The sequence below is a fragment of the Delftia sp. Lp-1 genome (genome assembly GCF_020523835.1).
Lineage (GTDB): Bacteria > Pseudomonadota > Gammaproteobacteria > Burkholderiales > Burkholderiaceae_C > Comamonas > Comamonas acidovorans.
The window spans coordinates 642,442-658,847 of record NZ_JAJALJ010000001.1 but is presented as its reverse complement, the minus strand read 5'-3'; the positions used below and the strand labels follow the sequence as shown (position 1 = coordinate 658,847).

Here is a 16,406-nt window from a genome sequence, read left to right as displayed (position 1 = left end):
CGGCTGCCTTGCCCCCAAAGGCCCAGGCCGGAAAGCCGCAAGCCGCATGCATCAGTCGGTACCTGATGGCCCGAAATGCAAAATGCCAGTCGCGGGGACTGGCATTCCATCAGGGCGGTGCCGGCCCCGCTGCCGGGGCGCCGGCCGCATCCATGGTCAGCGCCGTGCCCGGCGCCGCTGCATCCCCATACCGGCCAGCATGACGGCAAGGCCCAGCAGCACCAGGGCGGGCACCCCGGTGGCGGGGACCGGCTCCGGCGTCAATGCGGCAGCAACCACCAATTCCTGATCCCGCGAATTGTTGGCCGGCTCCGGGTCCGTGGTTCCACTGACCGCCGTCACGGTGGCTGTCAGGCTGCCCTGCGTGGTGGGCGTGAAGCTCACCGCGCAGGAAATGCTGGCACCCGAGGCCAGCGGCGCGCCTGTCGGCACCGCAGGCGTGCATGAGGTGCTGGCACCTGCCGGCAGCCCTGCGATGGAGCAATTGGCAAAGGCCGCCGCATTGGGGCCGGCATTCGTGCAGACGAACGATCCCTTCACGGGAACACCCACGTTGGCGGTGGCCGGCAGCGTGACGCTGGTGGCCTGCATATCGGCCCGCTCCACGGGGTTGAAGGGGTGGGCCTTGGTGTTGTTGGCCGGCACCGGATCCACCGTGCTGCTGCTCGCCGTCACCAAGGCCGCGATGGTGCCTGTTGTGGTGGGTGTGAACTGCACTGTGCAGGCGATGCTGCCGCCCGATGCCAATGGCGAGGCCGTGGGGACGCTGGGCGTGCAGGACGTGGTCGCCCCGGCTGGCAGGCCGGAGATCATGCACGAGGCCGCCGTGGCCGCACTGGGGCCGGCATTGGTGCAGCTGAAACTGCCGGACACCGGCACGCCCACCGTCATGGTCAGGGGAAGCGTGATGGAGGTGGCCTGCATGTCGGCACGCTCCCCGGGGCTGTAGGGGCGCAAGATCGTGTTGTTGGCAGGCACCGGGTCCGGCGTGCCACTGCTGGCAGAGACCAGGGCCGTGAATGCCCCGCCCGCTGTGGGCGTGAAGCCCACCGTGCAGTCAATGCGGGCGCCCGAGGCCAGCGGCGATCCTGTAGGTACAGCGGGAGTGCAGGATACGGAAGCGCCTGCCGGCAGGCCTGAAATGGCGCACGAGGCTGCCGCCGCAGGGCTGGGCCCCGCATTGGTGCAACTGAAGCTGCCGGATGCCGGCGTGCCCACCGCCATGGAGGGTGGCAGGGTCAGCTCCGTGGCCCTCATGTCCGCCGACTCCCCTGGGTTGTAGGGGAAGGACATCGTATTGTTGCTTGGCACCAGATCTGTCGTTGCACTGCCGGCCGTCACCAGTGCCGTGATGGCGCCCGTGACAGCAGGCGTGAAGCCTACCGTGCAGGCGATGCTGTCGCCTGCGGCCAGCGGCGATCCTGTAGGTACAGCGGGAGTGCAGGACACGGAAGCGCCTGCCGGCAGACCTGAAATGGCGCACGAGGCTGCCGCCGCAGGGCTGGGTCCCGCGTTGGTGCAGCTGAAGCTGCCGGATACCGGTGCTCCCACCGTCATGGACGGCGGAAGATCAACGCTGGCGGCCTGCATGTCGGCCGCTGGCGCAACCGCCAGCACAGCCAGTGTGGCCGGTTGGTTCAGGCCGATCAGGGAGAGGTTGGAAGGACCGTTGGTGAAGCTGCCTGCCGCGGTCGGACGCACGTCGAGGCTCACCTCGCAGAAGGCGGCGCCCTGGGCCAGGTCTCCGTTGGACACGGTCACGGTGCTGCCGCCTGCTGCCGCCTGCACGGTCGTGCCGGGGCAGGTGGTGCTGGCATTGCCCTCGACGACCAGTCCTGCAGGCAGGTTGTCGGTAAACGACCAGCCTCGCTTGCGCAGCAGATCGGTCGTATTGGTGATGGTCATGGTCAGCCGGGAGACCTGGCCGAGGTGGATGCTGGCAGGCGAGAAGGCCTTGTCCAGTTGCGGCGTGACATCGATGATCTGCGCGTTGTCGATCGACGAATCGTTGCCCATGGAGCCGGTCTGGTCGTTGTGCAGAACAAACCCGACAGAGGCCCCGCTGAAGAGCAGTGCCCCCGGAGAAGTCACTGTCTGGGCCACAGCGGTCTGGGGGCCGGAAACACCGATAGGTGTTGTATTGAATGACTGTCCACCCACGCATGGATTGATCGCGGTCGTGGAGATGGGCAGTTCCGTACCAGCGTCATTGATCAGAGAAAAACGCAGCAGCGGGGCTGTAAATCCCGACGAGCAGAAGGTCGCCACCACATCGGTACGGGCCGTGAGAAATCTGCTGCTGGCACTTTGTGCAATATTGGTGGCGGTGCGAAAGGCAATTGCGCCAGCAGGAAAGGTCCCATTCGCTGTAAGCATTGCCATGACGTGATTGTTGCGTGCAGCCGCCGCACTCTGGCCCTGATAGCGCCCGACGACCTCGGCCATCTGCTGCAGGCTGTTCCAGTTGCCTTGGACAGCGCACGCCGCAATCATGGCCGCAGAATCCGGATTCTGGCTGAATGAGGTGACTATGCCATTGCACTGGTTGGCACTCATCCGGTACAGAGGGTCGGCGGTATACGTCTGCCCCGCAGGGTCCGCGCCCTGGTAGGCCAGCAGATCCCGCCCCTCCGTGGTGATGGGGGGTGTCTGCGGGTTTTCGAAGTCCTCGCTCCAGACAATGACCGGCGCGACCGGGATCCTCGGCGCAGCCATTGCCACCTGGCCGCACAGGGCTGGCACAAGCAAGGCGCCTCCAAGCCAACTCCATCGGAACCGGACGCCGGCAACAGGCCGCAGCTTCAGCCGGCGAGCCCTCGCAATCAGTTTGAGTGTTTTCATGACGGTGCTTCCTCCCAAGCGTTTGCTATTCGGAGGTCCGCCGTACTGTCACGACCTGTGCTTCACACCACCCAAGTCAGCATTCCGGGACCTCCACAATCCCAGCCGCTGACTATATAGTTAATAACTATTGATGATTGTCATCAATTGTTTTTGCAAATGATGAGGAGCAGCGCTTACCTTTCGGGCCTGAATTCAAGAATGTCTGCGCTGCGATTAGCCAGCCACTGCGGTGCCAGTGAGCCGGCCACCATCCCCGTCACAGCCGCCAGCAGTCCCGCCAATTGCTGCGGAAATGCCTCGTGCAAAGCCGGCGTGGCCATGAAGACCACCCACACGCCAATGCCCAGTGCCACGGCGCAAATGGCGCCCTGCGTGGTGGCGCGCTTCCAGTACAGCCCGAAGACCAGGGGCACGAAGGCGCCGACCAGCGGCACCTGGTAGGCGCTGGAGACCAACTCATAGATGGGCGTTCCTTCCATCTTGATCGAGTAGGCCAGCACGCAGATGCTGAAGACGAGCACGCTGATGCGCATGGCCAGCAGCATTTCCCGGTCGCTGGCCTGGGTGCGGAACTGGCGCCAGATGTTCTCGGTAAAGGTCACGCTGGGTGCCAGCAGCGTGGCCGAGGCACAGGACTTGATGGCCGACAGCAGCGCGCCGAAGAACAGCACCTGCATGACGAAGGGCATCTTGTCCATGACCAGGGTGGGCAGCACCTTCTGCGGGTCCTGCTTGAGCAGTTCCGCTGCCTCCTGCGGCATGATGATCAGCGCGCTGGCCACGAGGAACATGGGTACGAAGGCGAAGCAGATATAGGCCGAGCCACCGATGACGGTGCCGCGCGTGGCGGCCTTCTCGCTGTGGGCCGACATCACGCGCTGGAACACGTCCTGCTGGGGAATGGAGCCCAGCATCATGGTGATGGCCGCGCCAAAGAAGAAGAGGATTTCATGCCAGCTGGGCTCGGGCCAGAACTGGAACAGATCGCGGCTCACGGCCAGGTCGATGACCTTGCCGGCACCGCCAGCCATGTCGCTGGCAAACCAGGCCAGCACCACCAGGCCGACGACCAGGATGATCATCTGCAGGAAGTCCGTCACCGCCACCGACCACATGCCGCCGAACAGCGTATAGGCCAGGATGGACACCACACCGATGGCCATGCCCATGGAAATGCTGACCGTGCCGCCCGACAGCAGGTTGAACACCAGGCCCAGGGCCGTGACCTGGGCCGAGACCCAGCCCAGGTAGCTGAGCATGATGATCAGCGAGCAGACGATCTCGATGGACCGGCCATAGCGGTGGCGGTAGTAGTCGCTGATGGTCAGCAGCGTCATGCGGTAGAGCTTGCCCGCGAAGAACAGGCCCACCAGGATCAGGCACATGCCCGCGCCGAACGGGTCTTCGACCACGCCGCGCAGGCCGCCCTCGATGAACTTGGCGGGCACGCCGAGCACGATCTCCGAGCCGAACCACGTGGCAAACGTGGTGGTGATGATCATGTACATGGGCAGATGGCGCCCGGCAATTGCGAAGTCGGCCGTGTTCTTGACCCGCCTGGCCGCCCACAGGCCGATGGCGATGGTCACGAACAGGTAGGCGATCACCATAGAGAGCAGCACGCTGGCACTCCTGTTTCAAAGTGGGAAAAGGGAGAGGTCCGGAAACCCGTCAGTGTTCTCAGTACCAGCGCAGCCGCACCACCAGTTGCAGCAGGATCAGCGCTATGACAAAGCCGATGCCGGCGCTGACGATGGCCTGCAACAGGCGGTTGGTGAGCTTTTGCTGCTGCAGCAGCTCCTTGAGCAGTTCGTCGTGCTCGCCGGAGTTGCGCGTGAGCCGGCGATGGATCAGGCGCGGCAACTCGGGAATGAGCTTGGCATAGCGCGGCGCCTCGGCCAGCAGCTCGCGCCACAGCCGTTGCGGGCCCATCTGATCCAGCATCCATTTTTCGAGGAAGGGCTTGGCCGTGCTCCACAGGTCCAGGTTGGGGTCCAGCTGGCGCCCCAGGCCTTCGATGTTGAGCAGTGTCTTTTGCAGCAGCACCAGTTGCGGCTGGATCTCGACTTGAAAGCGGCGAGAGGTCTGGAACAGGCGCATCAGCACCATGCCCAGCGAAATCTCGGCCAGCGGACGGTCGAAGTACGGCTCGCAGACGGCGCGGATGGCGGCCTCCAGCTCGTCCACGCGCGTGCTCGGCGGCACCCAGCCGCTTTCGATGTGCAGCTCGGCCACGCGCTTGTAGTCACGGCGGAAGAAGGCCGTGAAGTTCTGCGCCAGGTATTCCTTGTCGTACTCGGTCAGCGTGCCGACGATGCCGAAGTCCAGCGAGATATAGCGCCCGAAGGTCTCGGGCTCCAGGCTGACCATGATGTTGCCCGGGTGCATGTCGGCGTGAAAGAAGCCATCGCGAAAGACCTGGGTGAAGAAGATGGTCACGCCGTCGCGTGCCAGCTTGGGGATGTCCACGCCGGCTTCGCGCAGACGCTCGACCTGGCTGATGGGCACGCCGGTCATGCGCTGCATGACCATCACGTCGTTGCGGCAGAAATCCCAGTACACCTCGGGGATCAGCACCAGGTCCAGCCCTTCCATGTTGCGGCGCAGTTGCGCGGCGTTGGAGGCTTCGCGGATCAGGTCCAGCTCATCGTGCAGGTAGTTGTCGAACTCGGCCACGACCTGGCGGGGCTTGAGGCGCTTGCCGTCGGCCGACAGGCGCTCGACCCAGCGCGCCATCATGTGCATCAGCGCCAGGTCCTTGTCGATCACGGTCTTCATGCCCGGACGCAGCACCTTGACGGCCACGTCGCGCTGCACGCCGTTGCGGTCGCTGATCACGGCAAAGTGCACCTGGGCGATGGAGGCGCTGGCCACCGGCTCGCGCTCGAAGCTCACGAAGATCTGGTCCAGCTTCTTGCGGAAGGCGCGCTCGATGGTGTCCACCGCAATCTGCGAATCGAAGGGCGGCACGCGGTCCTGCAACCGGGCCAGCTCCTCGGCCACGTCGGGCGGCATCAGGTCGCTGCGCGTGGACAGCACCTGGCCGAACTTCACGAAGATGGGCCCCAGCTCCTCCAGGGCCTCGCGCAGGCGCTGGCCGCGCGGCTTGTCCAGCCGCCGGCCCAGCGTGAGCACCGCGCGTGCGCGGCGCATCCAGGGATGCTCGAAGCTCGACAGCACCAGTTCGTCGAGTCCGTAGCGGAACACCACCCAGAGGATGGTCAGCCCGCGAAGAAACCGGCTCATGGCTTGTCGTTCTCGAAACCGGGCAGGGATACCACGGGGGAACCAACGGGCGCGCTGGCGGGCGCTGCCGCACGTGCGGCCTCGGGGGCGGGGGCATCGGCATCGGGCTTGCCGGCCATGCGGGCGCCTACGAACTGGCGCAGTGCCTGGGCGGCGCTGCGCGCGACCTTGGCCACGGTGTGCGCGGGCGCATCGCCGATGATGCGGGCCAGATCTTCCTCCACGTCCCATTCGACGTGGTCCACCAGCCAGTTGATGTCGGCGGCCAGTTGCACGTCGCCTTCGATGCGGATGGAGGGCTTGTCGCCGCGCAGGGCCACCTGGGCCAGGGCCAGCGGGGAGGTCTCGGTGACTTCAAGCAGCAGGTCGGGCTGCGCCCCTTCGGGCGCCACGTTGAACAGGCCGGCGGGCGTGATCTGCAGGGCCATAGAGTAGCCGCGCCACTGCACACGCGCCACGCGGCCCTTTTGCCGCACGAGGCGCTCCATCGCCTCTTTCTCCTGCATCAGCACATGGTTGAGGAACAGCACGAGGCGCTGATGCACCTCGCTGACCAGCCATTGCGGCGGTTGCGGACCGGCCATCACGCGTTCCATGAGACCGTTCAGAAAAGAAAAAGGGGACTGTGTTGCCATAGTCCCCGATTATTCCCGAAGTGAGAGGATGCGGCCGACGCAAATCCGGTCGAGACAAGTGGCCAGCCCATGGCGTGACCCCCTGTCGCATCCCTGGCTTGCGCCGGTCCTCTGCAAATTACTGCAGTGCCTGGACGCCGGCGACCAGCCAGCCGCTGCTGCCGCTCTTGGGCTTGGTCATGTTCCAGACCTCGCGGAAGGGCGTGGGGCCTGCCGAGGCGTCCTCGCGGATCATTCCCGAGAATTCCACGCTGGCCATGTAGTCATTGCCCAGATCCTCGATGCCCAGCAGTTGGGCATCGATCATGACCACGTCGGTCTGGTTGGGCTGGCCAGGGCGCTGCACCTCGCGCTCGCTGAGCTGGCCACGGATCTCGGTCAGCATCTCGTCGGTCATCATGGCGCGCAGCGAAGCGATGTCCGAGCGGTCCCATGCCGATTGCAGCGTGACGAAGTTGCGCTTGGCAGCCGTCAGGAAGCCTTCGGTATCGAAGCCTTCAGGCACACCCCAGTTCTGCGAGCCTGCCAGGGCAGAGCCGATCTGCACGCCGGAACCCGAGGCCAGGGCGGCCGGCTGGTGGTTCTGCTCCCATGGACGGGCCGAGGCGTCGTTGCCGACCTTCTCGGGGTTGTACTGGCGTGCCAGCGGTGCGCTGTCCACGTTGCCACCCATGTTGCCCGCGCCCGCAGGGGCCGCGTTCTGGAAGGCGAAGGGGCTGGACGATGCCTGCTGCGCGCCGGCCGCTGCACGGCGCGAGCGCATGACCATGCCCACCACGACCATGATGACCAGGGCCAGCAAGGCGATCAGCAGGAACTGGCCGAAGGCGGCGCCCAGACCCAGCGAGTGGGCCAGCCAGGCCAGGCCCAGGCCGGCGGCCAGGCCGCCGAGCATGGCGCCCCAGGGCTTCTTGGCCGGAGCGGCCGCAGGCGGCGTTGCAGGCTTGCCCGCAGCGTTCTGTGTGGCGGCGTTCTGCGGCGGCGTGTTCTGCGCCGGCGCGCGCGTAGCTTCACGCTGCGTCACATTGCTCGACTGCTTGCCCACCGATCCGCCACCGCCCATGCGCTTGGCGTCGGCCGTGCCGTGGACCACCACCAGCATCGCGACCAAGACCATAGACCATAGCTTTTTCATGTCATCTCCTCGAATAATCGTGTTGCCGTCACCTCACCGAACGCCTCACGCGCTCAGCACTTGATTCCCACATGCAGGGCCGCAATGCCGCCCGTCATGTTGTGATAGTCCACATGGCCGAAGCCGCATTCCTGCATCAGGCGCTTGAGATCTTCCTGGCCGGGGTGCATGCGGATGGACTCGGCCAGATAGCGGTAGCTGGCGTCATCACCCGCCACAAGCTTGCCCATGGCCGGAAGAATCTTGAAGGAGTACCAGTCGTAGGCTTTCTCCAGGGGCTTGGCCACCTTGGAGAACTCCAGCACCAGCAGCTTGCCGCCGGGGCGCAGGACACGGTTCATTTCCTTGAGCGCCGCATCCTTGTGGGTCATGTTGCGAAGGCCGAAGGCCACGCTGACCAGATCGAAATGGTTGTCGGGAAACGGCAGGGCTTCTGCATCGCAGACCATGGTGGGCAGGATGACGCCCTTGTTGATCAGGCGGTCGCGGCCCACGCGCAGCATGGCTTCGTTGATATCGGTGTGCACCACCTGGCCGGTGGAGCCGACCTTCTTGGCGAAGGCCAGGGCCAGATCGCCCGTGCCACCCGCGATGTCCAGCGCCTTGTCGCCTTCCTTGAGGTTGGCCACCATCACCGTATAGGCCTTCCAGGCACGGTGCAGACCACCCGACATCAGGTCGTTCATGACGTCGTAGCGCGAAGCGACCGAGTCGAACACGCCGCGCACGCGGCTGGCCTTCTCGCGCTCGTCCACCGACTGGAATCCGAAATGTGTGGTGCTCATAACAACGATGCTAAGCAAGCAGTAGTAATGCGTACAGCGACAACCCCGTGTGGCCACGGGCTTTGCCGGGCAAGGGTTATCAAGAACAAACAGCTTGAAACGCCTTCAAACAAAGACTTTCAAGCTATTTTAAATATAGCACCACCCCCAATAACCCTGTGCCGTACAGAGGTCCGGAATGTGGTGCGAGGGGAACGGCGCCATACAGCGCGCACCCGTGCGCGGCGTCAGTGGCTGCCGCAGCCGTGTCCGCCGCCGCTGGCCTTGCCGGGCATGGGCGTGTCGCGATCCATGCCGGACTCCTGCAGCCGGTCCAGGTACTGCGCCCAGAACTCGTCCTGGCGGCGGCCCAGTTCGTAGAGGTATTCCCAGGTGTACAGGCCGCTTTCATGCCCGTCGCTGAAGAAGGGCTTGATGGCGTAGTTGCCCACGGGCTCAATGGCCGTGATGGACACCTCGCGCTTGCCCGTCTGCAGCACTTCCTGGCCCGGGCCGTGGCCCTGGACTTCGGCCGAGGGCGAGTACACGCGCAGCAGCTCGAAGGGGATGCGAAAGCTTGCGCCGTCGGAGTAGGCGACTTCCAGCACGCGCGATGCGCCGTGCACGGTCAGGGCTTCGGGGGTTGGGGTGTCAGGGGTCAGGCCGGCCATGCGGTGCTCCTCATTCAGTGGCGGGGTGCTGCTGCCAGGCATCGAGTGCCTGGACCAGCGCCGTGTCTATGGCTGGCAAGCGCGCTGCCACCTCGGCCTCGCGCTCGCCATTGCGCGGGCGCTGGGCCGGGGCCCAGACCGCGCCCGGGAAATGGCTGTCCCAGTCAAAGCGCGCAATCACATGCCAGTGCAGGTGCGGCACCATATTGCCCAGTGCCGCCAGGTTGATCTTGGCCGGCGCAAGGCGCTCACGCAAGATGCGCTCGACCACGAACACGGCATCCATGCAGTGCTGGCGGTCGGCGGCGTCCAGGTCGGAGAACTCGGCCGCATGCGCATTCCAGACCACGCGGTAGAAGGCCGGGAAGCCCTCTTCCTGCGCGCGAATCACACGCAGGCGCCGGCCGCGCCAGACGGGCACGCCGCCTTCTGTGGAGCACAGGGGGCAGGAAGCGGGAGCAGCCATCAGACCAGAACCCGTTCGATGCCGCCGGCGTTGGCGCGCTGCACGTACTCGGCCATCCAGTTCTCGCCCAGGATCTGGCGCGCCATCTCGACCACGATGTAGTCGGCTTCCAGCAGGCCGTTGTTCATATCGCCACCGTAGCGCGACAGGCCCTGCAGGCAGCTGGGGCAGCTGGTGAGGATCTTCACGTTGTCCTTCTCGGCCAGGGCGCCGCTAGCGCGCAGCGCGGCCTCGCCCTTCTTGAGTTCCTCTTCCTTGCGGAAGCGGATCTGCGTGGAGATGTCGGGGCGCGTGACGCCCAGCGTGCCCGATTCGCCGCAGCAGCGCTCGCTCTTGACCACGCCCTCACCCACCAGGGCCTTGACGGTCTTCATCGGGTCCTGCAGCTTCATGGGCGAGTGGCAGGGGTCGTGGTAGAGGTAGCCCTCCTTGCCCTGCAGCGTCACGCCCTTTTCCAGCAGGTATTCGTGGATGTCGATGATGCGGCTGCCCGGGAAGATCTTGCCGAACTCGTAGCCCTGCAACTGGTCGTAGCAGGTGCCGCAGCTGACCACCACGGTCTTGATGTCCAGGTAGTTGAGCGTGGTGGCGACGCGGTGGAAGAGCACGCGGTTGTCCGTGATCATCTTCTCGGCCTTGTCGAACTGGCCGCTGCCGCGCTGGGGATAGCCGCAGCACAGGTAGCCGGGTGGCAGCACGGTCTGCACGCCGGCATGCCAGAGCATGGCCTGGGTGGCCAGGCCCACCTGGCTGAACAGGCGCTCGGAGCCGCAGCCGGGGAAGTAGAACACCGCCTCGGTGTCCGCGCTCGTGGTCTGCGGGCTGCGGATGATGGGCACGTAGTCCTTGTCCTCGATATCCAGCAGGGCGCGCGCCGTCTTGTTGGGCAGGCCGCCGGGCAGCTTCTTGTTGACGAAGTGGATCACCTGCTCCTTGAGGGGAGCGCGCCCCACCGAGGCCGGCGGACGCTGGGTCTGCTTCTTGGCCAGGCTGTGCAGCACGTCGGAGGCCAGGCGCTGCGCCTTGAAGCCCACGCCGACCATGGCCGAGCGCATGAACTTGATGGTGTCCGGATTGGTGGCGTTGAGCATGGCCATGGCCAGCTTGTTGCCGGGCCTGAAGCTCTTCTTGTCCATCTTGCGCAGCAGATTGCGCATGTTCATGGTCACGTCGCCGAAGTCGATCTTCACCGGGCAGGGGTTGAAGCACTTATGGCAGACCGTGCAGTGGTCCGACACGTCCTCGAACTCCTGCCAGTGGCGCAGCGACACGCCGCGGCGCGTCTGCTCCTCGTAGAGGAAGGCCTCGACCAGCAGCGAGGTCGCCAGGATCTTGTTGCGCGGGCTGTACAGCAGGTTGGCGCGCGGCACGTGGGTGGCGCACACGGGCTTGCACTTGCCGCAGCGCAGGCAGTCCTTGACCGAGTCGGCGATGGCGCCGATGTCGCTCTGCTGCATGATCAGCGACTCGTGCCCCATCAGGCCGAAGCTGGGCGTGTAGGCGTTGGTCAGGTCGGCGAACATCAGCGATTCGCGCGGCGAGCGGCCGTCATGGCTCTGGCCCACCACGGCCTGCAGCTTCTCGTTGCGGATCAGCTTGCCCTTGTTGAAGCGACCTTCGGGGTCCACGCGCTGCTTGTAGGCGGCAAAGGGCGCCAGCTCGTCGTCGCTGAGGAATTCCAGCTTGGTGATGCCGATGCCGTGCTCGCCCGAGATCACGCCGTCCAGATGGCGCGCCAGCACCATGATGCGCGCCACGGCCTCATGGGCGGTCTGCAGCATCTCGTAGTCGTCGCTGTTGACCGGAATGTTGGTGTGCACGTTGCCGTCGCCAGCGTGCATGTGCAGCGCCACCCAGACACGGCCCTTGAGCACGCGCTGATGGATGGCGTTGACTTCGGCCAGCAGCGGCTGGAAGGCCGCGCCCGCGAAGATCTGGGCCATGGGCGCCTTCAGCTGCGTCTTCCAGCTGGCGCGCAGCGTGTGGTCCTGCAGCTGCGGGAAGAGGTTCTCGACATCGTCCAGCCAGCCCTGCCACAGCGTGCGCACGTCGGCCACCAGGGCCAGGGCCTGCTGCACGCGGTCCTCCAGCAGCTCGGCCGAGGGGATGTCGCCCGCATCGTCCTGCTTGCCCAGCGGCAGGTCGCCGTGCTGGAAGAAGTCCGACAACGCGTCGCACAGCTTGAGCTTGTTGCGCAGCGACAGTTCGATGTTGATGCGCTCGATGCCGTCCGTGTACTCCCACATGCGAGGCAGCGGGATCACCACGTCTTCATTGATCTTGAAGGCGTTGGTGTGGCGCGAGATGGCGGCCGTGCGCTTGCGGTCCAGCCAGAATTTCTTGCGCGCCTCGGCGCTGACGGCCGTGAAGCCTTCGCCGTTGCGCGAGTTGGCAATGCGCACCACCTCGGCGGCCACGCGGGCCACCTCGTCGGCGTTGTCGCCGGCAATGTCGCCCAGCAGCACCATCTTGGGCAGATGGCCGTTGCCCTTCTTGCTCTTGGTGGCATAGCCCACGGCCTTCAGGTAGCGGTCGTCCAGGTGTTCCAGACCGGCCAGCAGCACGCCCGAGCGCTTTTGCTCGGCGAACATGAAGTCCTTGATCTCGACGATGCTGGGCACGGCGTCCTTGGCGTTGCCGAAGAACTCCATGCAGACCGTGCGCGTGTGCTCGGGCATGCGGTGCACCACCCAACGCGCGCTGGTGATCAGGCCGTCGCAGCCCTCCTTCTGGATGCCGGGCAGGCCCGACAGGAACTTGTCGGTCACGTCCTTGCCCAGGCCTTCCTTGCGGAATTTCTGGCCGGGAATGTCCAGCCGCTCGCTGCGGATGGGGGTCTTGCCGTCTGCCTCGAAGTACTGCAGTTCGAAGCTGGCCATCTCGGCGTCATGGATCTTGCCGAGGTTGTGGCCTACGCGCGTGACTTCCAGCCACTGCGCATCGGGCGTCACCATGCGCCAGGACACCAGGTTGTCCAGCGCCGTGCCCCAGAGCACGGCCTTCTTGCCGCCCGCATTCATGGCGACATTGCCGCCGATGCACGAGGCCTCGGCCGATGTGGGGTCCACGGCGAAGACGAAGCCCGCGCGCTCGGCCGCATCGGCCACGCGCTGCGTGACCACGCCGGCTTCGGTGAAGATGGTGGGCACCTCGTGGTCCACGCCTGGAATGCGGCGCATCTCCACCTCGGTCATGGCTTCGAGCTTTTCGGTGTTGATCACCACGCTGCGCCAGGTCAGCGGGATCGCGCCGCCCGTGTAGCCCGTGCCGCCGCCGCGCGGAATGATGGTCAGGCGCAGCTCGATACAGGCACGCACCAGGGCAGCCATCTCGGCTTCGGTATCGGGTGTGAGCACGACGAAGGGGTATTCGACGCGCCAGTCGGTGGCATCCGTCACATGGGCCACGCGCGACAGGCCGTCGAACTTGATGTTGTCCTTGGCCGTGTGGCGGCCCAGGCTCTTTTGCACCCGGCGGCGCAGTTGCTCGGCCTCGACGAAGGTGGCGTTGAACTCATGCACGGCGCGGCGCGCCGCATCCACCAGCTGGCCCACCAGCGCATCGCGCACGGGGTCCTGCTGCGGAGCACGGCGCTTGTCGATCTCGCCCAGGCGGTGCTCCAGGGCCTCCACCAGCGACTTGCGGCGGTCGGGACTGTGCAGCAGGTCATCCTGCAGGTAGGGATTGCGCTGAACGACCCAGATGTCCCCCAGCACCTCATAGAGCATGCGGGCGGAGCGGCCCGTGCGCCGCTCCTGGCGCAGCTGGTTGAGCACATCCCACATGGACGTGCCCAGCAGGCGGATCACGATCTCGCGATCGGAAAACGAGGTGTAGTTGTAGGGAATCTCTCGCAGACGTGCAGGTTCGGCAGCCTGTGCCTGCAGGGCTGCCAACGCAATCGGTACATTCATGGGGTAGACCGTGTCTGGCGCTCTCGGGGCGCCGCTAAGCCAAGTGGGAGCGCAATTTTAAGCGAGCGCCCCGAGGATGCGCTTCCCACGGGGCTCTGGACGGCGCGCCGTCTTGGCCCGCGAAGCCAGCCCTCGCCAACGTGGCGGGATCTTGCGGAGCCCGGTGAAGGTGTCTTATACAGAAAGAGCACAAACGAGCCAATACGAACAACCCGGCTTTTGAAACGAAATGGTATTGACCTAAAATAGCGCCGCTTCGCGTGTCATTTTTTGTCACACGACTGACATACGGGACCAGCGGCTCACCGGGTTTGGCCTGTAGTGCGGTACGAAGCATCCGAAAACAATGACACAGACATGTCATGCCCCTGCCTTACCGTGGCAGCGGTCTGAAACCGTCACCGAACTAGAGGAGTCCTCATGCAACTGAAGCAACTGGCCATGGCAGCCGCGATCGCGGCCACCACCATCTCGGCACAAGCCCAAACCGAAATCCAGTGGTGGCACTCGATGAGCGCAGCCCTGGGCGACTGGGTGAACGACCTGGCCAAGGAGTACAACGCCAGCCAGACCCAGTACAAGATCGTGCCGACGTACAAGGGCCAGTATGACGAGTCGATGACGGCCGCCATCGCCGCGTTCCGCGCCGGCAACGCGCCTGACATTCTGCAGGTCTTCGAAGTGGGCACGGCCACCATGATGGCCTCCAAGGGCGCCGTGGTGCCCGTCACCAAGATCATGAACGACGGCGGCTTCAAGTTCGACCAGGGCGAGTACATCTCCGCCGTGGCCGGCTACTACACCGCCCCCAACGGCCAGATGATGAGCTACCCGCTCAACAGCTCGACCACCATCTTCTACTACAACAAGGACGCCTTCAAGAAGGCAGGCCTGGACGAGAACAAGCCGCCCAAGACCTGGCCCGAAGTGTTCGCCGCCGCCGAAAAGCTCAAGGCCTCGGGCCACCGCTGCGCACTGACCACGAGCTGGATGAGCTGGACCCAGCTGGAGAGCTTCTCGCTGTGGCACAACACCCTGTACGCGACCAAGAACAACGGCTTTGACGGCACCGATGCCAAGTTGGTGTTCAACTCGCCGCTGCACGTCAAGCACTTCGAGAACCTGGCCAAGGCCGCCAAGGATGGCAGCTTCGTCTACAAGGGCCGCGGCAACGTGCCTGACGCCGCCTTCGCTTCCGGCGAGTGCGCGATGATCACCGGCTCCTCCGGCCTGTATGCCCGCGTGGTCAAGGAAGGCAAGTTCGCCTTCGGCCAGTCGCAACTGCCCTACTACGCCGATGTGAAGGGCGCGCCCCAGAACACGGCCATCGGCGGTGCCTCCCTGTGGGTGATGGCCGGCAAGAGCGCCGAACGCTACAAGGGCGTGGCTGACTTCTTCAACTTCCTGAACAACACCAAGATCCAGTCCGCCAGCCACCAGCGCACCGGCTACCTGCCCGTGACCACCGCTGCGTACAAGCTGACCGAGGCATCGGGCTTCTACGAAAAGCATCCCGGCACCGACACCGCCGTGACGCAGATGATCCGCAAGACCACCGACAAGTCGCGCGGCATCCGCCTGGGCAACTTCGTTCAGATCCGCACCATCATCGATGAGGAAACCGAACAGATCTGGACTGGCAAGAAGACTCCCCAGCAAGCCCTGGACACCGCTGTCACCCGTGGCAACGAGCAACTGGGCCGCTTCGCCCGGGCCAACAAGTAATCCTCCCATGTGATCTGCGGTGTGGCCGCTGCGCAGGCAGCCCGCACCGTGCATCACAGGCCCGCAACCGGCGGCCCCACGGCCATCCGGTTTGCGGGCTGTTTTGTTCTACCGAGTTCCGTCATGGAAAAACGCGTTCTTTTTCGATCCGCCTGGCTGCCGTGGTTGCTGATAGCACCACAGATGGTCATCGTGCTGGTCTTCTTTTTCTGGCCTGCAGGCCAGGCCATCGTGCAGTCGTTCCAGGCGCAGGATACGTTTGGCTTCTCCACCGAATGGGTGGGGTTTGCCAACTTCCAGCACCTGCTGGATGACCCGGCCTACCTGGCCTCGTTCAAGACCACGGCCATCTTTTCCGTGCTGGTGGCGGTGTTCGGCATTGCGCTGTCGCTGATGCTGGCCATCTTTGCGGACCGCGTGATCAAGGGCGCGCTTGCCTACAAGACCGCCTTGCTGCTGCCCTATGCCGTTGCGCCCGCCGTGGCGGGTGTGCTGTGGGTGTTCATGTTCTCGCCGTCCATCGGCGTCGTGGCCTATGCGCTGCGCATGATCGGCTATGACTGGAACCACCTGCTGAACTCCGGCAATGCCATGACGCTGATCGTCATCGCCGCGATCTGGAAGCAGATTTCCTACAACTTCCTGTTCTTCCTTGCGGGCCTGCAGTCCATCCCCAAGTCGCTGATCGAGGCCGCCGCCATCGACGGCGCGGGCCCCATGCGCCGCTTCTGGGACATCCAGTTCCCGCTGCTGTCACCCACCACGTTCTTCCTGCTGGTGATGAACGTGGTCTATGCCTTCTTCGACACCTTCGGCATCGTGGACGCCACGACCCAGGGCGGTCCGGGACAGGACACCTCCATCCTGGTCTACAAGGTCTATCACGACGGCTTCAAGGCCATGGACATGAGCGGCTCGGCTGCCCAATCCGTCGTGCTGATGGTGATCGTGGTTGCACTGACCGTGATCCAGTTCCGCTATGTTGAGAAGAAAGTGCAGTACTGAT

General features: G+C 64.9%; 11 protein-coding genes. 2 read left to right on the top strand and 9 right to left on the bottom strand.

What is annotated here, in order from left to right:
• Positions 1-156 precede the first annotated feature (156 nt).
• The 9 genes from LGR64_RS02835 to LGR64_RS02795 all read right to left on the bottom strand — a co-directional run bounded on the left by LGR64_RS02835 (position 157) and on the right by LGR64_RS02795 (position 13,675).
• On the bottom strand, positions 157-2,841 hold the full coding sequence (locus tag LGR64_RS02835) for a DUF11 domain-containing protein (protein WP_230354954.1): 2,685 nt from the start codon (positions 2,839-2,841) through the stop codon (positions 157-159).
• A gap of 176 nt (positions 2,842-3,017) precedes the next feature.
• A complete protein-coding gene (locus LGR64_RS02830; RefSeq protein ID WP_141835058.1) occupies positions 3,018-4,466 on the bottom strand; it encodes a sodium:solute symporter family protein in 1,449 nt (482 codons plus the stop codon).
• A 58-nt stretch (positions 4,467-4,524) separates the two neighbouring features.
• The gene (ubiB, locus tag LGR64_RS02825) at positions 4,525-6,090 is read right to left on the bottom strand and encodes a ubiquinone biosynthesis regulatory protein kinase UbiB (protein ID WP_013800840.1); all 1,566 of its coding nucleotides are present in this window, start codon (positions 6,088-6,090) and stop codon (positions 4,525-4,527) included.
• Positions 6,087-6,725, bottom strand: a complete 639-nt coding sequence (locus tag LGR64_RS02820) for a ubiquinone biosynthesis accessory factor UbiJ (protein ID WP_065345757.1) — start codon at positions 6,723-6,725, stop codon at positions 6,087-6,089. The genes ubiB and LGR64_RS02820 overlap by 4 nt, the downstream gene beginning before the upstream one ends.
• A gap of 118 nt (positions 6,726-6,843) precedes the next feature.
• Positions 6,844-7,860, bottom strand: a complete 1,017-nt coding sequence (locus tag LGR64_RS02815; RefSeq protein ID WP_012207258.1) for a Tim44 domain-containing protein — start codon at positions 7,858-7,860, stop codon at positions 6,844-6,846.
• A gap of 53 nt (positions 7,861-7,913) precedes the next feature.
• Positions 7,914-8,645, bottom strand: coding sequence for a bifunctional demethylmenaquinone methyltransferase/2-methoxy-6-polyprenyl-1,4-benzoquinol methylase UbiE (gene ubiE / locus LGR64_RS02810; protein WP_012207259.1), 732 nt, complete (start codon positions 8,643-8,645; stop codon positions 7,914-7,916).
• 227 nt (positions 8,646-8,872) lie between these two features.
• Complete coding sequence (locus LGR64_RS02805) at positions 8,873-9,295, bottom strand: gamma-butyrobetaine hydroxylase-like domain-containing protein (protein ID WP_013800837.1); 423 nt, start codon at positions 9,293-9,295, stop codon at positions 8,873-8,875.
• Positions 9,296-9,305: 10 nt separating this feature from the next.
• The gene (locus LGR64_RS02800) at positions 9,306-9,761 is read right to left on the bottom strand and encodes an HIT family protein (RefSeq protein WP_141835061.1); all 456 of its coding nucleotides are present in this window, start codon (positions 9,759-9,761) and stop codon (positions 9,306-9,308) included.
• Complete coding sequence (locus tag LGR64_RS02795) at positions 9,761-13,675, bottom strand: DUF3683 domain-containing protein (RefSeq protein ID WP_230354953.1); 3,915 nt, start codon at positions 13,673-13,675, stop codon at positions 9,761-9,763. The genes LGR64_RS02800 and LGR64_RS02795 overlap by 1 nt, the downstream gene beginning before the upstream one ends.
• A gap of 420 nt (positions 13,676-14,095) precedes the next feature.
• Here LGR64_RS02795 and ugpB point away from each other — a divergent pair, with 420 nt between their 5' ends.
• Positions 14,096-15,400 (top strand): sn-glycerol-3-phosphate ABC transporter substrate-binding protein UgpB, encoded by a 1,305-nt coding sequence (gene ugpB / locus LGR64_RS02790; RefSeq protein WP_013800834.1) that lies wholly within the window; start codon positions 14,096-14,098, stop codon positions 15,398-15,400.
• Positions 15,401-15,523: 123 nt separating this feature from the next.
• Positions 15,524-16,405 carry a sn-glycerol-3-phosphate ABC transporter permease UgpA gene (ugpA, locus tag LGR64_RS02785; RefSeq protein ID WP_012207264.1) on the top strand — a complete coding sequence of 294 codons (882 nt, stop codon included), beginning with the start codon at positions 15,524-15,526 and terminating at the stop codon, positions 16,403-16,405.
• Position 16,406: the final 1 nt, after the last annotated feature.